This window comes from Neptuniibacter caesariensis, assembly GCF_000153345.1.
Lineage (GTDB): Bacteria > Pseudomonadota > Gammaproteobacteria > Pseudomonadales > Balneatricaceae > Neptuniibacter > Neptuniibacter caesariensis.
Genome location: NZ_CH724125.1, coordinates 1,274,483 through 1,297,377, shown reverse-complemented (window position 1 = coordinate 1,297,377; position 22,895 = coordinate 1,274,483). Strand labels below are relative to the sequence as shown.

The following is a 22,895-nucleotide window of genomic DNA, read 5'->3' as shown; positions in this document are numbered from 1 at the left end:
CTCAGTCGCAGCGACTGTTTTCCTTGATAATCCGATGCAGTTCACCACTTCGGGTGAATTGGTGCAGCGCAATGTTAATATCACTTAGTAATAGGTGCCATCCAGGTTTATTTTTACTCACGGCAAAATAAAGCGGGTTATATTTGAGGCTAGGCTGGACCTCCTCAACGTTGTGCAAAATTTTATTCTTGGTAATCTGCGGCATTTTAGAGTGGGCGACTGTATGGCGCAGTACTTTGGGATCGCCGATGACCATATCAACCCGTTTGCCTATGAGCAGTTTCATCAACTGTAGATCATCAATGGCTTCGAATTTTTTGAATGCGCCTGCATCCATCATGGCGTCAAACTCCGGAAAGTTCTGATAACCACGAACAACACCAATTTTCATCCCTTTGATACTGTCCAGATTGCCGTTAAATGCCACAGCCTCGCCGCGCCGTTTCATAAAAGAGATATTCCCGCCGGGGAAAGGCCGAGAAAGGCCAAGCAACTCTTTCCTTGGAACATCAGTCATGAAATCTGACGGCGCGGTGTCTTCGATAAAATACTCAGGAAAAAGAATATCTGCTTTTCCTTGCTCAGCTTCTAATACCGCTCGCGACCAAGGTAAAAAACGCACTGTGACGGCATAGTTCTGGCTGGTTAACACTGCAATTGCTAGTTGGAATGCCCAACCTTTATGACAAACGTCAGTACCTATGTAGGGAGGCCAGTCTAAAGTGACCATCGTGATTTTCTTTTTTCCTTCCGGGTTGAATTCATAGCCGTTCCCTGTTGTTGAACCGATGTAAGTAACGCTTTGATTTTGATACTGATATTGCACACTGGGAGTATCCCGCATAGCAAAAGCGGTATTGGTCAGAAGCAAAAGTAGAAACAGGGTACGAACTATCAAGAAAAGATCCCCAGGCAGATAAAAAAGCTAATCTTTTCAGTGTAGTAAAGCACGTATTAAATAGAAATTTACCTATCGAAAATCATAAGAACCTTTGATCTTTGTCCTGTGCGCTAGCTTAGAGGTAGTTAATTTTAATTGTAAATGTAGTTGATAATGATTATCTGTTAGATTATTTTCTGAGTATGTCAAAATCATACTCGCCAATTACAACCGCTTCTCCTTATATCTGTTTACTGCAGAGGAAGATTCGGTATGCGCAAGAGCCGGATAGTCCAGGGTTAATATCTCATTATCTGGACCTGGATTGCTGCCGCTCGAAATGCTTAAAGCAGAGTAAGGAGCACTATGAAAAACAGTTTCGACTGCTGTTAGACACCGTTGCAGATGAATTGCTACCTGGTTATTGGCGCTGCATTTGTCTCGATCATATTAACAAACCGCTCATGTCGCTTGATCGGTTGTCTGACTCACAAGATCACCAAACTTATATACGCCATTTAAAGTACGAGCTGAACATGACCTGCAACTATGTTTTGCATGGACTAGCTTGTTAAGTACAACCATATTACACAGGAACCCTGATAATGACTGAAACACGAATCGCTAAAGACAGCATGGGAGAATTGGAAGTACCCGTTGATGCGTTATACGCAGCGCAGACCCAGCGTGCAGTGAATAACTTCCCGGTCAGTGGTCAGCCAATGCCAGAAGCATTTATTCGGGCGTTACTGCAGGCTAAAGCAGCGGCAGCCTTGGCTAATGTTTCTCTGGAACAGATTCCTGCTGATATGGGGCAGGCGATCAACCAAGCTGTTCAGGGTTTATTGAATGATGAAAACCTGATGCAGCATTTTCCAGTGGATATCTTCCAGACTGGATCAGGTACCAGTTCCAATATGAACGCCAATGAAGTACTGGCGACACTGGCGTCAGATATCTATGGTCAGCCCGTTGGAGCCAATGACCATATCAACTACGGTCAAAGTAGTAACGATATTATCCCTTCCACCATTCATATCAGTGCAGCTGTTGAACTGGCTGAATCATTACTACCGGCTCTGGAACATCTGGTTCAGGTGACCCGGGATAAAGCTCAAGCTGTTGATAAGTACGTTAAAACCGGCCGCACTCATCTGATGGATGCGATGCCGATTCGGATGAGCCAGGGGTTGGAAAGCTGGGCTACCCAGATTGAGCAGAACATTCAGCAGTTGAAGGCCATACAGCCACAGCTTCAGAGTTTGGCCCAAGGCGGTACAGCGGTGGGCACAGGTATCAACGCGCACCCGGATTTTGCTGAGAAGTTTAACCAGGAACTAAGTCAGATTACGGGGCTGACTTTTAAACCAGCAGATAACTTTTTTGCCCATATTGGCTCACAGGATGTAGCGGTATCTCTGTCGGGGCAATTAAAAGCAACCGCGGTCTCAATTTTAAAAATTGCTAATGACTTGCGCTGGATGAATTCGGGTCCTTTGGCAGGATTGGGCGAAATTGAACTGGAAGCTTTGCAGCCGGGCTCTTCAATTATGCCAGGCAAGGTTAACCCGGTTATTCCTGAAGCAGCAGCCATGGTATCAGCGCAGGTTATTGGCAATGATGCAGCGATCACGGTCGGTGGCCAATCAGGTAACTTCGAATTGAATGTCATGTTGCCGATGATTGCGAGCAACTTACTCAACAGTATCAGCTTGCTGGCGAATGTGAGCCGTCTGCTAGCCGATAAAGCGGTCGCAAGTTTTAAAGTTAATGAGGCGAAGCTCAATGAAGCTTTATCACGCAACCCTATTCTGGTGACTGCGCTGAACCCAATCATCGGTTATATGAAAGCTGCGGAAATTGCTAAACAGGCCTACAAGGAGGGGCGTCCGGTTATCGACGTTGCTGCAGAGAATACTGATCTTTCAGTGGATGAGCTAAAGAAGCTGTTAGATCCGGCTAAGTTAACTCAGGGCGGTCTGTAAGTATTGTTTATAAACAACTCAGGCGTGGCAACGATGCTTATAGTGATCAAACAATAATAATCAGGCCCATGAGAGGTCAGAGTAGAGATGGGCGGGGTACTATCAGGGTACTTCGTTAAGGTAGAGCGAGCATGCCCTTAGCTGTAATCTGTTCGTGATGCCGGGATAAAGGGATCTTTCGATCCCTTTTTCTTTTAACCAAGATGGTTAGGCGTAAGCAGCCGTCACGGACAGTTCGACCAGAATTTCCGGGCGAGCCATACGGGCTTCTACGCATGCGCGAGCAGGCTTTTCACAATCAGCTACCCATGCATCCCAAACTTCATTCATAGCCGCAAAATCTTTCATGTCGCGGATATAGATGGTCACAGAAAGAATCTCGTTGCGGCTGCTTCCTGCTTTGGCTAGCAGGTCGTCGACCTTGTCCAGGCAGCGTTGAGTTTGCTCTTTTATGTCCCACTGGGCTTCGCCGGCAGTTTGCCCGCATAGGTATACTGTGCCGTTATGTTTGACGATGCGGCTCATGCGCTGGGTTGATTCAATGCGTTCAATACTCATTGAGGTCCTCAAATATATTTCTTATGTACACGGCGGGTAATGCCGGTAAACAGGGTGTAAGGGATAGTATCGCAGTAAGTCGCGATCTCACTGGCAGCCAGATTATCGCCCCAGAACTCTACATAACTGCCGACTTCTGCGTCCGGAATATCCGTTAGATCAACCGCAAGCATATCCATTGATACGCGCCCGATAATCTGACTTTTTTGGCCATTTACCAGAACAGGAGTACCGCTTTTCGCATAGCGAGGGTATCCATCGGCATAGCCCATCGCGACTGTACCGACACGGGTAGGCTTATCGCATACCCATGTGCAGCTATAACCTACGGCTTCACCGGGTTCCAGATCGCGAACAGCTATGACTTCAGAGCTTAGCGTCATAGCGGGTTTTAACTTATCTGCAACCTCCTGAGGCATAGCGAATGGCGTAGCGCCATAAAGCATAATGCCAGGGCGTTGCCAGCTGCGACGAGCTTCGGGATAGGCCATAGTACCTGCTGAGTTTGCTAGGCTGACATCAGCTTCAATGCCCTGCGTTACCTTATCAAACAGTGCTATCTGTTCTGCTGTAACGGCCAGGTCTGGTTCATCTGCTGATGAGAAGTGGGTCATTAGCACCACCTCTTTAACCTGTGTCAGGTCGTTCAGGCGCTGATAGGCTTCCTGATAATCATCTGGTGCAACGCCCAGGCGGTGCATGCCGCTGTCCATTTTCAGCCAGATTTTAATCGGGGTGTCTATTTTAGCTGCCGCGATAATATCGATCTGAGCAAGACTGTGAACGGCGCACCAGAGATTTTCACGGCTGATGTAGTCCAATTCATCCGCGCTGAAAAAACCTTCCAGCAACAGAATCGGTAACTTGATACCCGCTTCGCGAAGTTCAATGGCTTCCTCGATGCAGGCAACACCAAATCCGTCCGCAATATCACTCAGTGCCTTAGCTACTTCTACAGCACCGTGTCCGTAAGCATTGGCTTTAATAATGGCGAGTGCACCCTGATCAGGGGCAACAGATTTAGCCAGTGAATAGTTATGGCGGATAGCTTCCAGGCTAATGGTAGCGGTAGCGGCTCGAGCCATAGTTAACTCCCAGTATAGGGTGAAGGCTTAAACAGCCATCACCGCTTCAATTTCGATATCAGCGCCTTTCGGCAGTGCTTTAACAGCGTAAGCTGCACGCGCAGGGTAAGGTGCTGCAAAATATTTTTCCATCTGCTCGTTTACCTGGGCAAAGTACTCCAGATCAGATAGCAGAACTGTGATTTTAACAAAATCATTCAGGCTACCACCTGCTGCTTCAGCAACAGCTTTCAGGTTTTCAAAAACCTGAATTGCCTGAGCTTCAAAAGATTCAGTCACCATCTCCATGGTTTCAGGGTTCAGCGGAATCTGACCTGACAGGTATACAGTGTTACCTACTTTAACAGCCTGTGAATAGGTACCGATAGCGGCTGGAGCTTTATCTGTAGAGATAATGGATTTGTTGCTCATGATATAACCTCGAATTTGCATCGCAGCTACCTAAGTAGCTGCGTTTTCTTGTTGTTTGGTTGTGTAATCTTGGGTTTAACCGTAACGCGCTACGGAAAGGCCTTCTTTATCAATATCAGGCTGTCTCTGGCTGATGATGTCGGCGACGTATTTACCCGAGCCCAGTGACATAGTCCAGCCCAGCGTGCCGTGGCCTGTGTTCAGGAACAGGTTGGAATATTTTGTTTCGCCCAGAATTGGTGTTCCGTCAGGAGTCATTGGGCGCAGGCCTGTCCAGAATTCGGCCTGTTCGATATCGCCACCGCCAGGGAACAGGTCGCTAACCACAAACTCAACATTGGCTTTGCGCTTCTCTTCAAGCTCTTTGTTGTAGGATGCAATCTCAGCTGTTCCGCCAACACGGATTCGATCGTCAAATCGTGTTACGGCGACTTTGTAGGTTTCATCCATGACCGTCGAGGTTGGCGCTTTGCTTGCGTCAACGATCGGTAGAGTTAATGAGTAGCCCTTGATTGGGTATACAGGTACTTTCAGATCGATCTTCGATAGCACAGGTGTTGAATAGCTACCCAGTGCCACGAGGTAAGCATCTGCAGTCATTTTACCGCGGGATGTAGTAACGCTTTCAATCTGGTCGCCCTGAGTATTGATATTCAGGATGTCGGTTTTCATGATGAACTTAACGCCCATCTTCTTGCATTCATCAGCCAGGGAGTTGGTGAACTTAAAGCAATCACCCGTCTCATCACCCGGAAGACGAAGGCCGCCGACAATCTTATCTTTTACATTGGCTAGGGCTGGCTCGTATTCAACGCAGCCATCCACATCCAGAACCTGAAAATCTACGCCAGATTCTTCCAAAACAGAGATATCTTTCTTAGAATCTTTAACCTGTTTTTCTGTACGGAATACTTGCAGGGTGCCTTTAGTGCGTTGCTCGTAATCGATATCCAGTTCGTTGCGAAGATCGACAAAACAATCGCGGCTGTATTCAGCCAGACGGACCATCCGGGCTTTATTGACGTGATAAGCGCTCTCGGTACAGTTGGTTAGCATTTTGGTCATCCAGGATAGTGTCTGGGTGTCCAGTTCTTTACCACTGATCATAAAAGGCGCTAGGTCTTGCATCAGCCATTTTACGGCTTTTACCGGAATGCCTGGGCCGGCCCAGGGCGCTGAATAGCCCGGAGATATTTGACCCGCGTTGGCATAACTCGTTTCTAACGCGACATCTACCTGGCGATCGATTATAGTTACGTCATGGCCAGCCTTGGCTAAATACCAAGCGCTAGTAACGCCAACCACACCTGCACCTAAAACCAAAACCTGCATCATGTCACCTCATTTATAAGATTTATTTTGTTAATGAGAAAACGCTAGTTTATTTGGTTTTTGGCATTGGAAGGCTTTGAATTTTTAGTATATAAAGAATAAATAACTGCGAAACGTCGTTTTTACAGTGGATAATAATTAATGGCTAACACAAAGAAGCGCACGCTTGATCGACTGGATGTCAGCATTCTTCGCACACTGCAGAAGGATGGCCGTATCAGCTATGTAGATCTGGCGGAGAAGGTGGGATTAAGTTCGACGCCTTGTATCGAACGTGTAAAGCGCCTCGAGAAAGAAGGTTATATCGAAGGCTACTATGCACGCCTTAATCCGCAGCTCCTGGAATACAATATGTTGGTTTTTGTAGAGATCTCACTCTCTTACCAAACACCTGATGCATTCCATACCTTTAACCTGGCAGTTGAGAAGCTACCTTATATACTCGAATGTCATCTTGTTTCGGGCGATGCAGATTACCTGTTAAAAGCGCGAATCAATGACATGTCAGAATATAGAGCGCTGCTGGGGGATATGTTGTTAACCCTGCCTGGGGTTAAAAACTCAAAAAGCTATATCGTGATGGAAGAGGTTCGGGAAACCTTGGAGCTTCCTATTACCTATAGTTCACAGCGTTAGTCGCTGACCTCCTGAGTTGGGTATAGAAGGTTCACTTCTATGCCCATCGCTTATTTTTCCTCTGTCTTCCTTGAGGTTTAAACCTCCCTGCGCTCGATTCTTTTTTTTAACATTCCGGCTAGTGATAAATCCTGCCTTTAAATCAAAAGGTGGTTGATCATGCTGCCTAAGTGGTTGTTTTTTCGTTTAACTAGCTTTTTTCTCTGATTTTTTTCTCTTTGGTAGGTTTATCTGCTGTTTTGGCGTCGATTTTGAAGCCATTTTCTATGGATTTTCCCCTAAGGTATTTAGCCAATTCTATTCGTGGCAAGGAAGTGGTGGTGTCTTGAGCCGTACCCTTGGCAGGAAGAAGGTGGCCTTGATCAGGCCCGTGCTGTGATTGCTAGGAATACCTCGATCAGGTTGCCTGGCGGGCTCAGCGGCCATCACTTCGCCATGAACGGAATGCATAGCTCAATAGAGCAATCGGATGTCTAAATAAGAAAAACTCGCCAAGAGTTAAAAAAACCTCACATAACATATAAAAACCGAGGAATCACAATGGAAGCATTGACCGATATTATTGGTCAGATTAACAGCATCGTTTGGGGTCCAATGATGCTGGTTCTGATTTTGGGTGTTGGCCTGTTCTTGCAACTGGGTCTGCGTCTGATGCCAATCTTTAAGCTGGGCACCGGCTTTAAACTGATGTGGAGTGGCCGTAAGGCTGCTGACTCAGATAAATCTGAAGGTGAAATCTCACCGTTTCAGGCACTGATGACCGCAATGTCCGCTACTGTAGGTACGGGTAACATTGCAGGTGTTGCTACCGCAGTCTTCCTGGGTGGACCAGGTGCGCTGTTCTGGATGTGGTGTACTGCCCTGGTGGGTATGGCAACCAAATTCTCTGAGGCTGTTCTGGCTGTTAAATACCGTGAAGTAGATGAAAACGGCAACCATGTTGGTGGCCCGATGTACTACATCAAAAATGGCCTGGGTGCTAAATGGGCATGGATGGGTACTGCTTTCGCAATCTTCGGCACGATCGCAGGTTTTGGTATTGGTAACACAGTTCAGTCCAACTCTGTCGCGTCTGTACTGGAATCTAATTTTGCGTTGCCAACCTGGGTAACAGGTGTAGTGCTAATGGTACTGACTGCAGCGGTTCTGCTGGGTGGTATCAAACGTATTGGTGCGGTTGCGGGTTCTCTGGTTCCGCTGATGGCGATTAGTTATCTGGTGGCGGGTCTTGTTGTACTGGCTATCAATGCTGACGCGATTCCAGCGGCGCTGGATCTGATCTTTACTTATGCATTTACAGAGCATGCGGCTGAAGGTGGTTTTGCTGGCGCAGCTGTATGGGCGGCGATCCGCTTTGGTGTGGCGCGTGGTGTATTCTCAAACGAAGCGGGTTTGGGTTCTGCGCCAATTGCGCATGCAGCTTCTCAAACTAAAGATCCTGTACGTCAGGGTCTGATCGCGATGCTGGGTACTTTCCTGGATACCATCATTATCTGTTCTATTACAGGTCTGGTTATTATCACTTCAGGTGCTTGGACTTCTGGTGAATCCGGAGCGGCGTTGACGTCTGCCGCATTTGCTCAGGCGCTTCCTGGTGTGGGTAACTACATCGTTGCTATCTCTCTGGCGATCTTTGCTTTCACTACCATCCTCGGTTGGAGTGTTTACGGTGAGCGCTGTGCAGAATACCTGTTTGGTGTAAAAGTGATCATGCCTTTCCGTATTCTATGGATCGTTGCAGTGCCTGTAGGCACTATGGTGAGCCTTGATTTCGTATGGCTGTTGGCGGATACGCTGAATGCAATGATGGCAATTCCTAACTTGATTGCCCTGGCACTGTTGAGCCCGGTTGTATTTAAACTGACTCGTGAGTACTTTGACGGTCAGGTGGCTGCTTCTCTGGAAGGCAAATAACCTTTTTGCAGCGCAGGGGTCTTCAAAAGAGACCCCTTGTTAAAAAGTCGAAACTAAAAAGCCGGGCATCTGCCCGGCTTTTTAGTTATAAAACGATTAGCTCCACGCCCTAATTGTTGAACGGGTATAGCTCTTTTTCTTCATCGTCTTCACCTTCATCATTAATCCAACGAAGCGCTTCTAAGAGTTGAGTCATGCGGTAGTGGCGCATTTCTCCCTGAGTCAGCAAGTCGGCGACTTTTGTCATCCACTCCATCCATTTCTCGTTGCTGACAATCGCGACCCGATAGAAATCTTTATTATGATGCAGGCCGAACTTAGCATCTTCCCAGATAGCGCCGGCTTCAAAGCCTTCAAAATCAGGGGCAAAAGTGATTAGCAGGCGTACTTCAGGGTGGGTATTTTTCACATGTTCAAAGAGCGGCAAAAATGTTTCGGTGTAGTCTTGTGTGGTGAGCGTGCCGTTGGCCTGAAGCACAATGATATCGCCAGTGGTTTCGGGAAGTACGTAAAGCATGAGAAGCCCAGCTGTAAATTGATGTTGGCTGCATTATAAAAGCTAATGCGGCGTATGTATGCCATTCATCTTTAATAGAAGAACGCTCAATTGCAATCGGGCCTTGCTACCGGTATCTTTGTCCGCTTATCAGACCGTACATGAGTACAGGCCTGCTGCGATGCTGAGGTGTAATTCGTGGCAAGGGCCCGGGAAGTTGGTGCGCTATTGAGCAGCTATCTAAAGCAATCCCAACACTGCCCCCGCAACGGTAAATTGGTTAAAGCGATTCCATTAACCACTGTGTCACTGACATGGGAAGGTGAATCGCCTGAAAGTGAACCTTTCGCCAATGAGTCCGGATACCAGTCTGATAAGACAATTACCATGGTGTTGCGGAGGGCTTCACCGAGTACTGGTTCAGCTGTCTGAACATACTTTTCCTCCCAACTCCGACACATTTTTTGTTGGAGAAATTCAGTGTTAAAGACTTTTATAAAGAGAACTGCTTATACAGTCGCAGCGGGTGCTGCACTCTATTCTTCTGTGGCTTCGGCTCACCTGCAGATGGTTTATACGCCGGATCTGTTACGTGATCGAGGCGGCCAAATCACCCTTAAAATGCCTTTTACCCATCCGGCTGAGAACGGTCATGTGATGACTGTGGAGAAGCCAGAACAGTTTTTTGTAGTAAAAAAGGGTAAGCGAACTGAGTTGTTGGATAGTGTTAAACCGGCTAAGTGGACCAGCAACGAAAACACGGGTGAGTCCTATGAAGCAGACGTTAAGCTTCGAGGATTAGGTGATTACGTTTTTGTTTATCAGATGGCCCCTTATTTCGAAAAGTCTGAAGATCTCTATATTCAGCAGATCACTAAATCTATTGTGAATGTCGGTAGTCTGCCGACTGATTGGAACGAAGACCTGGGTTTAAAAGCAGAGATTGTTCCATTGACTAAGCCTTATGCAATCTATGCAGGCGGTACTTTTACAGGCGTTGTTAAGAGTGAAGGTAAGCCGGTACCTTTTGCTGAGATCGAAGTGGAATATGTGAACTACGAGCCGGATATGCAAAAGAACGCTTTTGCTAAAGAAGGCAAAATCAATGTGCCCGCTGATGCATTTATCACCATGACTATCTTTGCTGATGCCAATGGTACCTTTACGTTCGGTATTCCTGCGGCAGGCCAATGGGGTTTTGCTGCTCTGGGTGTAGGTCCGGATAAAGAGCATAAAGGTAAAGAGCTTTCTCAGGATGCTGTGATCTGGGTTCAGGCGCACCCGGTTAAATAATTTAGGGGATATCAAGATGCATATTGTTGATGGTGCGCTCGCTTTGCCTGTGTTGGCGACGGGGGCTGCGCTGACTGTAGCGGGTGTTGCTATAGGTCTGAAGAAGATGGATTACGATCACCTGCCTCAGGTTGGCGTGTTGTCAGCTGCCTTCTTTATCGCCTCCTATATCCATTTGCCAATTGGCTTCTCCAGTGTGCATCTGATCCTGAATGGGTTAATCGGCCTGGCGCTAGGCTGGGCCGCTTTTCCAGCACTCTTGGTTGCGTTGTTTCTTCAGGCGGTGTTCTTTGGCTTTGGTGGTTTTCTGGTGCTCGGGGTCAATGCAGTGAATATCGCTCTGCCTGCGGTCATGGTTTATTACCTGTGCCGACACGGTATCAGTTCGCCATCGCCCAAAGTGGCAGCAACCTGGGGGGCGATTGGTGGTGCAGGATCGATTGTGATCACCACCGTTATGGTGGCTTTCTCGTTGATGCTTTCGGGAGAGGCCTTCCTGTTAGCTGCCAAAGCAACCTTTGTGGCGCATATCCCTGTTATGGTCGTCGAAGGCTTTGTCACTGCAGCGGCAGTACTATTGATCCGTAAAGTGAAACCTGAATTTTTAGGGATCGATGAGGAGCGGGCTTATGGGTAACTTCGCTCGAATTATCCTGGCTGTTTGCTTGTTATTACCCGGATTATCACAAGCCCACAATGTGATTGGTGGTGTCTATGCCATCGGTAATACGATTGAAGGTGAAGTGGGTTTCTCCAACGGAGATATGGCGGCAGAAGGTACGGAAGTAACAGTGACTGATGCAGCCGGTAATGAATTAGCTAAGGTGTTCACTGATGCTGAAGGTTTGTTTGCTTTCGAAGCCTCTCAGAGAATTGAACATCACTTCTTTGCAAATCTGAGCTCAGGGCATGTCCTGGAGCTGACGCTTCCTGCCGATGAACTTCCTGAGACATTACCCGGTGGGGCCGTTGTTGGTACTGCACAGGTAAAGCCTGTGAGCGCAAACTTCAGTGGTGATCAAGTCGCATTGCAGGCCATGATTGAAAAAGCGGTTGCCAAACAGGTGAAACCACTGCGCCAGGAGTTAGCTGCCTATAAAGAGAAAGCGGGACTTCAGGATATCATTGGGGGCATTGGTTACATCTTCGGGCTTTGTGGGGTAGGTATCTGGTGGCGCGAGCGACAGAAAGAGAAACAGCGGGAAAAGGATAATGCCTCAGTTTCTTGAGCACAGTGGCACTTCCTGGAAAGGGCAAAAGGTAAAGCACGACCAATCCCTGATTGATCGTCTTGATCCGCGGCTGCGTGTCGTACTAGTTACATTGTTTGCTTTTGCGACAGTGCTATCCCATAACTTTATCGTACTCACCGTCGCTGTGATTGCCGGTTTTCTTTTGGCAATTCTGGCCCAGTTGAATGTGAAGCGTACCCTCCGCCGGGTGATCGCCATGGATATGTTTATGATCTTTCTGATCATTCTCTTACCCTTTACTACCCCCGGTGAAACCTGGTTTACACTGTTTGGTTTATCGGCGAGTAAAGACGGTTTCCTGCATGCGCTGATGATCCTGCTTAAAGCTCATGCGGTCGTACTGTCGTTGCTGGCACTGGTCGGTACGATCAGTGCAACAACCCTGGGTCATGCCCTGGCGCACCTCAGGGTACCGGATAAACTTGTACACTTAATGTTATTTACAGTGCGCTATCTTGAAGTGATTGGACAGGAGTACAAACGCATGCGTCGTGCGATGCAGGCGCGAGCTTTTGTGCTTCGAACAGATATGCACACCTGGCGCTCCATTGGTTATCTGATCGGCATGTTACTCGTGCACTCCCTTGAGCGATCAGAAAGGATTATGGATGCCATGAAGTGCCGTGGTTATAAGGGACAGTTTTATCTGTTTGATGATATGCGAATGGGCCGTGAAGACTATCGCTTTATAGCGATCTTTGTTCCTTTTCTGTGCATTTTAACCGGATTGAATTTTATATGAGTGAGCAAAACGCGATAATCAAAGTAACCGGTTTAAGTTATCGCTATCCGCGTCGAGGCGTGGTCTTAGATAGCGTGGATTTTGCCCTCCATGCAGGGGAGAGGGTGGCGCTAACCGGGCCAAATGGTGCCGGTAAAACAACCTTATTGCATCTTCTGGTTGGTTTGAAAAAGGCCAAAGCGGGCGATATCTGGGCTTTTGGTGAAAGTCGCTCAGAAGAAAAACAGTTTATTGATGTTCGTGCTCGAGCGGGCTTTCTGTTTCAGGACCCGGATGATCAGTTGTTCTGCCCAACCGTGTTGGAAGATGTAGCGTTTGGACCTTTGAATCTGGGCAAAAGCCGCGAAGAGGCGCTCAAGATTGCCAGCGAGACTCTGGCGTCTTTAGGTATGGAAGGGTTTGAGGAGCGAATTACTCATCAGCTATCTGGTGGTGAAAAACGTATGATAACCCTGGCGTCAGTATTAGCCATGGAACCTGAAGTGCTGCTGCTGGACGAACCAAGCAACGCGCTGGACAGTGATGCCAGGCAACGGCTGATCGATACGTTGTTAGGTCTACCCCAGGCGATGATTATTATCTCCCATGATCCGGACTTCATAGCGCAGCTAGCGACACGTGAAGTTCGTCTGGAAGATGCCAAATTGCGCGCAGTTAACCTGACAGAGCCGCAACGGGTAACGGCTTGATGGAAATTCTGCAGCCGCTCAGCAACCCCTCATTTCGCTGGCTGTTTTTAGGTCAGTTGGTGTCGCTAGTGGGTACGGGGCTGACAACGGTTGCACTGGCGTTACTGGCATTTGATCTTAACCCCGGTGATGCAGGCTGGGTGTTAGGGATCGCACTGGCGATTAAAATGGTGGCTTATCTGTGTGTAGCACCTGTCGTTGGGGGATATGCCAGCCAGTTACCCCGCAAGCGGTGGCTGGCGGGGCTTAATATTGGCCGCGCTTTGCTGGTGGCACTGATGCCATTTAGTCAGGACGCATGGCAGCTGTTCCTGTTGATGTTTCTCCTCAATGCGATGGCGGCAGGTTACACCCCGGTTTATCAGGCGCTGTTGCCTGATGTGCTACCTGATGAGAAAGAATATACCCGAGCCCTCTCTTTATCGCGTCTGGCGATGGAGATGGAGAGTTTATTAAGCCCTGCGTTAGCGGCGTTTTTATTACTGTTTACTGGCTACGCCGTGCTTTTTGAATTGAATGCGCTGGGCTTTGTCATCGCCGCGCTGTTTTTGCTGTTAGCGGTGGTCCCTGCCAATAGCGTCAGTGATCGTAGTGGAGGGGTGTGGAAGAAGGTAAGTTTTGGCATAAAAAGCTACCTGAAAACTCCGCGATTAAAGGCTGTGCTATTGCTTAATCTGGCGTTATCAGCGGCGGGTGCCATGATAATTGTGAATAGCGTTGTTTATGTACGTGCAGTGCTGGGACTTTCTGAAGAGCAGGTTCCACTATTAATGCTTTCAGCAGGCGTGGGGTCGATGCTTGCGGCCTTCGTATTACCTAAACTATTAGAGAGCGTTCAGGATCGTCCGGTTATGTTTCTTGGTGCCGGATTGTTGGTATTAGCTTTGTTGGCGGGGCTGACCGGTCCGGGCTACTTAGGGCTATTTCCAATCTGGTTTGCTATTGGTGTTGGTACGAGCCTAATCCTGATTCCAACCGGCCGAGTCGTGCGTAACTCATGCCGTGAGAGTGACAGAAATGATTACTTCTCGGCAAACTTTGCGCTGACCCATGGTATGTGGCTGGTGGGGTACCTGTTAGCTGGTTGGCTGGGTAGCCGGTTCGGTATGGATGGCGCTTTTCTCGGATTGGCGGTACTGGCAGCGACTGCATTAGGAGCGGCGATGCTAGTGTGGAAAAAGGAAGATCAACATGATCTTTGGCATGAGCATCCGGAGATGGATCATCTGCATCCACATGTACACGATGAACACCATCAGCATGAACATGAAGGATGGGAGGGGCCGGAACCGCATGTTCATCCCCATTACCATCCGAAGCAGAAGCATAAACATAAATTTGTTATAGATGAGCATCACGCTCATTGGCCCAAACAATAACCAGATGCGAGTAGCTAGTTACTAGCTGCTAGATTCTTGAGACTGATATGAGTAAACCTCATTTTCCATTTACAGCAGTATGCGGGCAGGAGCAGTTTAAGCTTGCCTTGATTCTGACGGCGATCAACCCGGCGATTGGTGGGGTGGTGATCAGCGGTCCGCGCGGTAGTGCTAAATCGACACTGGCACGTGGTATGGCGGATCTGCTACCTGAGCATCTTCAGGCTGAAGGTGGCGATCAGTTGGAGCAAGCAGAATTTGTCACCCTGCCTCTTGGTGCCAGTGAAGAGATGCTGCTGGGAACGCTGGATCTTGAGCAGGTGCTGAATGAGAAGAAAATGCAGTTCAGCCCAGGCTTGCTGAGCAAAGCGCATGGCGGTGTGCTCTATGTGGATGAGGTGAATCTGCTCCCGGATAATCTGGTGGATCTGCTATTGGATGTCTCAACATCTGGGGTTAACCGGGTTGAACGCGATGGTATTAGCCATAGCCACCGCTCAGAGTTTTTGCTGGTGGGTACGATGAACCCGGATGAAGGTGAACTCCGACCGCAGTTGCATGATCGCTTTGGCTTTTCAGTAAACCTGAGTAACCAGTATGCGCCGTTAGAGCGCGTGGAGATCGTCAAACGCCGGGAACAGTTTGATCGTGATCCACAGGCTTTTCTTTCTGAGTATGAAGATCAGCAAGCGGAGCTGGTTGAACTGATTATTGAAGCGCGTGAACAGTTATCAACAATCGAATGTACCGACGAACTTCGTTTAGAGATTGCAGAGCGTTGTGCTCAGGCACAGGTAGATGGCTTGCGTGCGGATATCGTCTGGTATCGGGCAGCCTTAACCCATGCGGCGCTGAATCAGCAATCGAATGTCAGCAAACAGAATTTAGATGCCGTCGAAGAGTTAGTCTTAGCGCATCGCCGTAAGGCGGCTCCCGAACAGAGCCCGCCTCAGCAACCGCCAACACCGCCTCAAGATCAAAACCGACAAGGCTTTAAGCGTCCTGACGATAGTCACCGCCAGCGTTCTGATGAAGGCGATGGAGAGTGGGGTGCAATGTCGCCTCAACAACAGAAAACGGCTGAGAGAACGGCGTTAGTGCTGCCGGACCTGATCAATCGGAATCATGAAAAGCAGGGGACAAAACTCTCTGCAGAACTCAATACGAGGCCCGACTGGTTTAAGACATTGCTGAGTAGTTTGCCTGACTGGCCGCCTAAGGCATTACAGTTTAAAAAGCAGGGTAAAAGCGCAGATCGCTTGCACCTGGTTTTGCTGGATACTTCAGCATCCACTTTGCAGGCGCAGAGCTTTGCTTATGCGAAAGCAGCCGTACTGCAGATCTCTGGGCAGGCTTACCTCAATCGCGAGCAGATCGCTCTGTTTGGGTTTGGTAACACTGAAGTGAAAAACCTGCTCTCCAGAGTGCGTGCGCCAAAAGAGCTGCGCTGCTGGTTAGATCAGCTAGGTGCAGGTGGGGGTACGCCCATGCGTGAAGCGTTTGTTGAAGCGCGTAAGTACCTGCAGCAGCTACGTAAACAGCAGCCAGAACTGGATGTGGCCATCTATATATTAAGCGACGGTCGCAGCAGTAGTTCGCTGGAAGGGATAGCCCTGGAGGGCGAGCCTATCTGGATCGACACTGAGCTAAGCCAGGTGAAACGAGGCAAGGGCCGCCGTTTCGCTGATCAACTAAATGCAACTTACCTCTCTTTAGCGGGAGTATAAGGACCGATATGAAAACGCATCAGGAGCGTATGGCGAAAAAGAAAGAGGTGATCGATAAGCGAATCGCCCAGGCCACTGAAGAGCGTGGTGTACTTATTCTGCTAAAAGGCAACGGTAAGGGTAAGAGCAGTTCAGCTTTTGGCACAATGGCGCGTTGTGTGGGGCACGGAAAAAAAGCAGCGGTGATTCAATTTGTAAAAGGCCGTACCGAAACGGGCGAATTTAAACTGTTCCGTGATCATGAACTGATCGACTGGAATGTCATGGGGCATGGCTTTACCTGGGAAACTCAGGATAAATCGCAGGATATTGCCGCAGCTGAAAAAGCCTGGGCTTTGGCCGAGCAATACCTGCAAGATAACAGTTACGAGATGCTGGTCTTCGATGAGCTTAGCTATATGTTCAAGTACAAATATCTACCGCTTGAGCCCGTGATTGAAGCACTGAAGAACCGACCAAAAAATCAGCATGTGATGATTACTGGTCGGGTCATGCCGGAAGGGTTGGAAGAGATCGCAGATACGATCAGCAGTATCCGGGATGAGCGTCATGCCTTCCGTTTGGGTGTCAAAGCACAGGCAGGGATCGAATTCTAATGGCATCGCAGCAATCTGTAAGTTGTCCGGCACTGTTCCTGACAGCGCCGAGTTCCGGTGAAGGAAAAACCACCATCACCGCTGCGCTGGCGCGCTATTTCCGTGACCAGGGTAAAGTGGTGCGGGTATTTAAAACCGGACCAGATTATCTGGATCCTCAGATTCTGGCGCAGGCCAGTGGTCAGGATGTTGAACAGCTGGATCTGTGGATGGCCGGTGAGAACTACTGCCAGCAGAAACTTTTTGAAGCTGCGCAAACGGCTGATCTGATCCTGGTTGAAGGCGCTATGGGGATGTTCGATGGTGAACCTTCCAGTGCTGATCTAGCGGCCCGTTTTAATATTCCGGTTGCAATTGTGATGAATGTTAAAGGGATGGCGCAGACCGCAGCTGCGATTGCGATGGGTTTAGCCAATTACCGTTCGGATATATCTGTAGCTGGTTTAATCGCGAATAACTGTGGCACAGAGCGCCACGCTCAGCTCATTCGTGATGCGCTCCCTGAATCGCTACCTATGCTGGCGACCCTTGCTCGAGATCCTGAAGTAGCGTTGCCGGAGCGTCACTTAGGTCTGGTTCAGGCTGAAGAGGTTCGCGATGAATTAGAGCACCGTTTTACACTGGGAGCTGAGTGGATTAAAGGCCCGTTAGCAGAAGCAAACAAAATTACTGAATTGCCTGAGCCTGTGGAATTTTTCAGTGCCCAGCTACCTGAGGTTGAACCGCTACTGCAAGGCAAAACGATTGCGATCGCCAAAGATGAAGCGTTTAGCTTTATCTATGATGCCAATCTGCGTTTGCTTGAACAGATGGGCGCGGAGCTGAAATTCTTCTCGCCGCTACATGATTCGACACTGCCAGAAGCCGATAGCTTATGGTTGCCGGGAGGTTATCCCGAGCTGCATGCGCAGGCGTTATCAGATAATCATAAGATGCAGGTGCAGGTGCGTGATTTCCATCTGGTCGGCAAACCGATCCTGGCTGAGTGTGGTGGGTTTCTATACTGCCTAGAAGACCTCACGGATCTGGAAGATAACTGTAGGCCAATGGCGGGCCTGCTTCAGGGCCATGGCGCGATGCGCGGTAAACGAGGTTGTCAGGGGATGCAAACGGCGATGTTACCTGAAGGTGAAGTTCAGGCGCATGCCCATCACCGTTCACGCAGCGCAGGAACGCCCGAGCCCGTCGGCTATGGTCGTCGCCAGCGCCATCCGGCGCCAGGAGAGTCGATCTACCGTGAGAAGGGGCTGACAGCAAGTTATCTACATCTGTTCTTTGCTTCCAATCCAGAAGCCATTGCTGCGATATTCAGCGGAAACTTAGAAGGGTAACCGAGATCTCACATGTGGCCTGAGAGTAGCGAAAATCAACAACAGGAGTTGCGCAGCGGTTTAACCACCGGTTGCTGTGCGACTGCCTGTTGTGTGGCTGCTGCTCAGGCGCTATTAGCGGGCAAACAACCGCAAACTGTTGAAGTGCTTTTGCCGCGTGGGCAGTTGGTCGAGCTGGAGATCATCGCTTACCAGCTGTTTGCCGAAGAGAAAGGTGTACGCGCTGCAACCATTAAAGATGCCGGTGATGATCCGGATGTGACCCATGGGGCCACGGTATTTGTACAGCTGCGGTTGACCACTGAACCAGGAATCGTTTTTAAACCGGCCGAAGGTGTAGGTACAGTTACCCGTGAGGGGTTGGTATTAGAGGTGGGTGAGCCTGCCATTAATCCGGTCCCTCGGCAGATGATGACTGATCACCTGCAAAAGGCCGCTGAGGTTTATGGCTATCAAGGTGGTTTTGAAGTGGCCGTCGGCGTGGAAAAGGGCGAGCAGATCGCTTTGAAAACTATGAATCCGCGTTTGGGTATTGTCGGTGGTTTATCGATTCTGGGGACCACGGGTATTGTTCGTCCATACTCCTGCGCCGCTTATATCGCTTCGATCCGCCAGGGTGTGGACGTTGCAAAAGCCAATGGGATTAAGCATCTGGCAGCGACTACCGGCAGTACCAGTGAGGCTGCGATCAAAGCTCACTACGATCTTGACGAGATGGCCTTGATTGAGATGGGAGATTTTGTCGGGGCTCTGCTTAAGCATCTGCGCAAAGCGCCGGTGGCCAAGCTCAGTATTTGCGGTGGCTTTGGTAAAATGACCAAACTGGCCAACGGTCATATGGATCTGAATAGCCGTAGCTCCAGTATCGACTTTCAGCATATGGCTTTATTGGCTGAAAAACTGGGAGCTAATGCGCCGTTGTTGGAGAAGATCGCTAACGCGAATACCAGTATGGGAGTGCTGAAGCTTTGCCAAACCGCTGAGATCGATCTGGCTCAGGCCGTGTGCACTCAGGCGTTATTGGTCGCAGAAGAGGTTGTGCATAAAACCCAGCCACAAGTAGAGATTGAAGTATGGGCGACAGATCGAAAAGGTAATTTTGTCGGCCATGCGCAAGGTCGAGCAAAAGCAAAGGGCAAAGATGTTTCTGAGAATAGCGCAGGAGAAACTGAGTGAATATCCTGATTCTTGGTGGCACTTCAGATGCGCGAAAAGTGGTGAAGGGCCTGGATCAGAAAGGTTTATTAATCGATAACCGGGTGATCTACAGCGTTGCAGGATTAGTCAGAATTCCACAACTGCCTTGTGAGGTGATCTCCGGTGGTTTTAGCCAACACGGTGGCTTGGAGACTTATCTAAAAGATGAGCAGATCGATCTTCTTTTGGATGTGACCCACCCCTTTGCTCAAACCATGAGTACTTCAGCTGTGAGGGCGGCTAAAACGTTGGGACTTCCTTGCTGGCGTTTCCACCGTGAAGCCTGGAAAGCGCAGCAGGGTGATAAGTGGCAAAGCTTTACCGATATGCAGTCGCTGATCGCTGCGGCTGAAAGTTATAAAGCTGTGTTGTTAACCGCGGGTCAGTTATCCCAGCAGGAGATTGATCAGTTTAGTGTTTATGCACAGCACAATGGGCAGAAACAGGTGTTCCGTACAGCGGCACCTGCGCAAGCAACATTGCCAGACAGTATGCAATGGCTCAAAGCGATAGGCCCGTTTAACCATCAGGATGAACGGGCCCTGTTGGAAAAGCATCGGACCGATCTACTGATCAGTAAGAATAGTGGTGGGGCTGCGACAGAAGCTAAGCTAATTGCAGCCAGAGAGTTGGGAATCGAAGTGTTCATGTTAGAGCGCCCGGAACTTCCCGAAGCGGATCAGATTTTTCGAGATATAACAGACTGTGTTGACGCGATCGGAACCCGAGTTAACGAGTCCAGATGATAGTAGGTAAGAATCAGCGTGGCGTTTGAGTACGAAATTAATCCACAGGCAATCGAGAAAGACAGCTTCCGACAGATTCGTAAGCTGACCGAACTCAGCCATTTTGACCGCGAACAGCAGCAGGTTGTGATGCGCATTGTACACAGTCTGGGTATGCCGGAGCTGGCTGAACAGGTGCGTTTTAGCAAAAATGCCTGTGAATCGGGCATGGCTGCATTGGCTGAGGAGTGTGAGATTCTCTGTGATGTGGAGATGGTCCGTCAGGGCATCACGAAACGGATGATTTCACGTTTGCCGAGCTGTTATCTGAATGACCCGCGAACCGTTGAGTTGGCAAAAGAAACCGGCGAAACCCGTTCTATGGCAGCCGTCGAACTATGGCGTGAATCATTAGCCGGAAGTGTCGTGGTGATTGGTAATGCCCCAACCGCATTGTTCCGTTTGCTGGAGATGATCGAAAAGGGCGCGGGGAAGCCGGCGTTGATTATTGGTATGCCGGTAGGCTTTGTTGGCGCGGCTGAATCTAAGCAGGCACTCTGGGATGTTCATGAACAACTGGGGATAGAATGTATCACCCTGCTTGGGCGACAAGGCGGAAGCGCGGTTTCAGCGGCCAGCTGCAATGCGTTACTGCGCTGTAACCGCGGGGAATATTACTAATGATCCATGTGGTTGGTTTGGGCGTTTCGCATACGGCAGAACTGTCGGCAGAGGCGCAGCGCTCGTTGCAGCAGGTTGATCTGGTAGTTGGTTCTGCGCGGCAGTTGGCAACCATTGAAGATCTGCTATCCATCGGCAAAGCGACCGCTGAGCTACCAAAGCTGGCTGAGTTGAGACCCTTGGTTGATGGGGCCTTGGCTGAGCAGAAGTCGGTAATGATTCTGGCTTCTGGTGATCCGTTGTTTTATGGCATCGGTCGTTGGTTTAGCCGTAACTTTGCGCAAACTGATCTGAAGTTTTATCCGGCGGTATCCAGCTTACAAACCGCTTGTCACCGTTTAGGTATCGCGTTGCAGGATCTCGAAGTCTTGAGCCTGCATGGACGGCCTTTGGGCAAGTTGAAAACACGTTTACGCCAGAATCAGCCACTGCTGATCCTGACCGATAGCCAAAGTCACCCACAGGCGATTGCGAAAAGTTGCATCGATTGCGGTTTTCCACAAGCACAACTGACGGTGTTAGAAACGCTGGGTTATCCCGAGGAGCAGATCAGGGCGTTTTCCGCTGCGGAATTAGTGGCGGCTCAAAATGACTTTGATCCGCTACACCTGACCTTGGTGGAGCCGGGGAGCAATGAGGGGTATCTACCCGAGTTTCCGGGTATCCCCGACCGGTACTTTATTACCGATACTGATAAGCCCGGTAAAGGGATGATCAGTAAGCGGGAGGTCAGACTGACGATACTCTCGCTGATGCAACTGAGCCGTGGTGATCAGGTCTGGGATATTGGTGCAGGTTGCGGTGGTGTTGCGGTTGAATTGGCTTACTGGCAACCCTTAGCGACTGTGAATGCGATAGAGCACCACCCAGAACGTTTGCAATGTCTGCAAGCAAACCGCACACGATTTGGTGTCGTCAGTAATTTGCAGGTTATTGAGGGGCGAGCGCCTGAAGTCCTGCAAGGGCTGACGACTCCGAACAAAGTATTTATTGGCGGCAATGATGGCGAATTGCCACAACTGCTAGCCCAGGTATGGGAACTGTTGCCGCCTGATGGCGTACTCGTGGCCAGTGCGGTAACTGAAAATACCAAACAGCTGCTGATGCAGTTCTGGCAACAGCGAACTGAAGCTGCGGATAGCCAGGTGGAAACCACACAAGTTGCTGTGAGCCGCGGTGAAACCCTGGCGGGGCAGTTAATGTATCGACCGAATCTACCGGTTAATTTGTTTAAGTTTGTAAAACACGGAGCTGCGGTATGAATCTGGTCAAAGGCCGTTTTATTGGTGTCGGTGTAGGTCCCGGAGATCCAGAGCTACTCACGGTTAAAGCCTGGCGCTTAATTCAGAGTGCAGATGTGATTAGTTATCTGGTCAATGATAAGGGGGCATCCCAGGCTAAGCAGATCGCTTCTGAGGCGATCTACTCGGCCACCTCGGCACAATCAGGTATCCCGATCTATATGCCGATGTCGACCGAACGAGAAAAGGCCAATCAGGCTTATGATCAGGGTGCTGTTGCCATCGCGGAACAGCTGGAACAAGGTTTAGATGTAATCTTCCTCTGTGAAGGCGATCCGTTGTTCTTTGGTTCGTTTAGTTATCTGTTAGAGCGTTTACAGGATCGTTATAGCTGTGAAGTTGTCCCGGGTATTACTTCGGTTAATGCCGCTGCGGCAACCCTGGTTCACCCGCTAACGATGCTGAAAGAGTCCTTCGCAGTGGTTAATGGACGTCATAGTGATGAACAGATCCTGGCAGCCCTGCAACAACATGACACTTTAGTGATTATGAAAGCGGGCCAGGCACGACCCCGTCTTCTCAAATTGCTGGAAGAGAGTGGCCGTTCAGATGATGCCCAGTATCTGGAATATATCGGTCGGGACAATCAGCGCATCGTGAATGATGTTCGTGAACTGGAAGTCGAAGCCGGTCCCTATTTCTCGCTGTTTGTGATTACCCGCAGTGAGAGGCAGAGTCGCTAAT

General features: G+C 49.3%; 23 protein-coding genes and 1 riboswitch. Of the genes, 17 read left to right on the top strand and 6 right to left on the bottom strand.

Annotation, left to right across the window (positions count from 1 at the left end; genetic code table 11):
- Position 1: 1 nt before the first annotated feature.
- A complete protein-coding gene (locus MED92_RS06160; RefSeq protein ID WP_007020651.1) occupies positions 2 to 898 on the bottom strand; it encodes a substrate-binding periplasmic protein in 897 nt (298 codons plus the stop codon).
- A 587-nt stretch (positions 899 to 1,485) separates the two neighbouring features.
- On the opposite strand from MED92_RS06160, the gene MED92_RS06155 reads away from it, so the two are divergent.
- A complete protein-coding gene (locus MED92_RS06155; protein WP_007020650.1) occupies positions 1,486 to 2,865 on the top strand; it encodes a class II fumarate hydratase in 1,380 nt (459 codons plus the stop codon).
- Between the two features lie 207 nt (positions 2,866 to 3,072).
- Here the strand turns inward: MED92_RS06155 and MED92_RS06150 are convergent, their stop codons facing one another.
- The 4 genes from MED92_RS06150 to MED92_RS06135 all read right to left on the bottom strand — a co-directional run bounded on the left by MED92_RS06150 (position 3,073) and on the right by MED92_RS06135 (position 6,251).
- Positions 3,073 to 3,423: a RidA family protein gene (locus MED92_RS06150; protein ID WP_007020649.1), complete on the bottom strand. Its 351-nt coding sequence runs from the start codon at positions 3,421 to 3,423 to the stop codon at positions 3,073 to 3,075.
- Between the two features lie 8 nt (positions 3,424 to 3,431).
- Complete coding sequence (gene alr, locus MED92_RS06145) at positions 3,432 to 4,508, bottom strand: alanine racemase (RefSeq protein WP_007020648.1); 1,077 nt, start codon at positions 4,506 to 4,508, stop codon at positions 3,432 to 3,434.
- Between the two features lie 27 nt (positions 4,509 to 4,535).
- A complete protein-coding gene (locus MED92_RS06140; protein WP_040662251.1) occupies positions 4,536 to 4,919 on the bottom strand; it encodes a Rid family detoxifying hydrolase in 384 nt (127 codons plus the stop codon).
- Between the two features lie 75 nt (positions 4,920 to 4,994).
- Positions 4,995 to 6,251 (bottom strand): D-amino acid dehydrogenase, encoded by a 1,257-nt coding sequence (locus MED92_RS06135; RefSeq protein ID WP_007020646.1) that lies wholly within the window; start codon positions 6,249 to 6,251, stop codon positions 4,995 to 4,997.
- 141 nt (positions 6,252 to 6,392) lie between these two features.
- Here MED92_RS06135 and MED92_RS06130 point away from each other — a divergent pair, with 141 nt between their 5' ends.
- Together MED92_RS06130 and MED92_RS06125 are read left to right on the top strand one after the other, a co-directional pair.
- Positions 6,393 to 6,887, top strand: coding sequence for a winged helix-turn-helix transcriptional regulator (locus MED92_RS06130; protein ID WP_007020645.1), 495 nt, complete (start codon positions 6,393 to 6,395; stop codon positions 6,885 to 6,887).
- 540 nt (positions 6,888 to 7,427) lie between these two features.
- The gene (locus MED92_RS06125; RefSeq protein WP_007020644.1) at positions 7,428 to 8,801 is read left to right on the top strand and encodes an alanine/glycine:cation symporter family protein; all 1,374 of its coding nucleotides are present in this window, start codon (positions 7,428 to 7,430) and stop codon (positions 8,799 to 8,801) included.
- A gap of 109 nt (positions 8,802 to 8,910) precedes the next feature.
- On the opposite strand, the gene MED92_RS06120 is transcribed toward MED92_RS06125, so the two are convergent.
- A complete protein-coding gene (locus tag MED92_RS06120) occupies positions 8,911 to 9,318 on the bottom strand; it encodes a SpoIIAA family protein (RefSeq protein ID WP_007020643.1) in 408 nt (135 codons plus the stop codon).
- Positions 9,319 to 9,459: 141 nt separating this feature from the next.
- Positions 9,460 to 9,685, top strand: a riboswitch (cobalamin riboswitch).
- 92 nt (positions 9,686 to 9,777) lie between these two features.
- On the opposite strand from MED92_RS06120, the gene MED92_RS06115 reads away from it, so the two are divergent.
- The 14 genes from MED92_RS06115 to cobI are packed head-to-tail and all read left to right on the top strand — an operon-like array spanning position 9,778 to position 22,894.
- Complete coding sequence (locus MED92_RS06115) at positions 9,778 to 10,590, top strand: DUF4198 domain-containing protein (RefSeq protein WP_007020642.1); 813 nt, start codon at positions 9,778 to 9,780, stop codon at positions 10,588 to 10,590.
- A gap of 16 nt (positions 10,591 to 10,606) precedes the next feature.
- Positions 10,607 to 11,227 carry a cobalt transporter CbiM gene (gene cbiM / locus MED92_RS06110; RefSeq protein ID WP_007020641.1) on the top strand — a complete coding sequence of 207 codons (621 nt, stop codon included), beginning with the start codon at positions 10,607 to 10,609 and terminating at the stop codon, positions 11,225 to 11,227.
- Complete coding sequence (locus MED92_RS06105) at positions 11,220 to 11,819, top strand: carboxypeptidase regulatory-like domain-containing protein (RefSeq protein ID WP_007020640.1); 600 nt, start codon at positions 11,220 to 11,222, stop codon at positions 11,817 to 11,819. The genes cbiM and MED92_RS06105 overlap by 8 nt, the downstream gene beginning before the upstream one ends.
- Positions 11,803 to 12,585: a cobalt ECF transporter T component CbiQ gene (gene cbiQ, locus MED92_RS06100; protein WP_007020639.1), complete on the top strand. Its 783-nt coding sequence runs from the start codon at positions 11,803 to 11,805 to the stop codon at positions 12,583 to 12,585. The genes MED92_RS06105 and cbiQ overlap by 17 nt, the downstream gene beginning before the upstream one ends.
- Positions 12,582 to 13,274: an energy-coupling factor ABC transporter ATP-binding protein gene (locus MED92_RS06095; protein ID WP_007020638.1), complete on the top strand. Its 693-nt coding sequence runs from the start codon at positions 12,582 to 12,584 to the stop codon at positions 13,272 to 13,274. Before cbiQ ends, MED92_RS06095 begins: the two co-directional genes overlap by 4 nt.
- Positions 13,274 to 14,653 (top strand): MFS transporter, encoded by a 1,380-nt coding sequence (locus MED92_RS06090; RefSeq protein WP_007020637.1) that lies wholly within the window; start codon positions 13,274 to 13,276, stop codon positions 14,651 to 14,653. The genes MED92_RS06095 and MED92_RS06090 overlap by 1 nt, the downstream gene beginning before the upstream one ends.
- Positions 14,654 to 14,700: 47 nt before the next feature.
- Entirely contained in the window at positions 14,701 to 16,380 is a 1,680-nt protein-coding gene (locus MED92_RS06085) for an ATP-binding protein (protein WP_007020636.1), read from the top strand.
- An 8-nt stretch (positions 16,381 to 16,388) separates the two neighbouring features.
- The gene (gene cobO / locus MED92_RS06080) at positions 16,389 to 16,976 is read left to right on the top strand and encodes a cob(I)yrinic acid a,c-diamide adenosyltransferase (protein WP_007020635.1); all 588 of its coding nucleotides are present in this window, start codon (positions 16,389 to 16,391) and stop codon (positions 16,974 to 16,976) included.
- Complete coding sequence (locus MED92_RS06075; protein WP_007020634.1) at positions 16,976 to 18,307, top strand: cobyrinic acid a,c-diamide synthase CobB; 1,332 nt, start codon at positions 16,976 to 16,978, stop codon at positions 18,305 to 18,307. Before cobO ends, MED92_RS06075 begins: the two co-directional genes overlap by 1 nt.
- Positions 18,308 to 18,319: 12 nt before the next feature.
- Positions 18,320 to 19,483 carry a cobalt-precorrin-5B (C(1))-methyltransferase gene (locus MED92_RS06070; protein ID WP_007020633.1) on the top strand — a complete coding sequence of 388 codons (1,164 nt, stop codon included), beginning with the start codon at positions 18,320 to 18,322 and terminating at the stop codon, positions 19,481 to 19,483.
- Positions 19,480 to 20,250: a precorrin-6A reductase gene (gene cobK, locus MED92_RS06065; protein ID WP_007020632.1), complete on the top strand. Its 771-nt coding sequence runs from the start codon at positions 19,480 to 19,482 to the stop codon at positions 20,248 to 20,250. Before MED92_RS06070 ends, cobK begins: the two co-directional genes overlap by 4 nt.
- 18 nt (positions 20,251 to 20,268) lie before the next feature.
- On the top strand, positions 20,269 to 20,910 hold the full coding sequence (locus MED92_RS06060) for a precorrin-8X methylmutase (RefSeq protein WP_007020631.1): 642 nt from the start codon (positions 20,269 to 20,271) through the stop codon (positions 20,908 to 20,910).
- Positions 20,910 to 22,172, top strand: coding sequence for a bifunctional cobalt-precorrin-7 (C(5))-methyltransferase/cobalt-precorrin-6B (C(15))-methyltransferase (locus MED92_RS06055; protein WP_007020630.1), 1,263 nt, complete (start codon positions 20,910 to 20,912; stop codon positions 22,170 to 22,172). The genes MED92_RS06060 and MED92_RS06055 overlap by 1 nt, the downstream gene beginning before the upstream one ends.
- Entirely contained in the window at positions 22,169 to 22,894 is a 726-nt protein-coding gene (cobI, locus tag MED92_RS06050) for a precorrin-2 C(20)-methyltransferase (RefSeq protein WP_007020629.1), read from the top strand. The genes MED92_RS06055 and cobI overlap by 4 nt, the downstream gene beginning before the upstream one ends.
- Position 22,895: the final 1 nt, after the last annotated feature.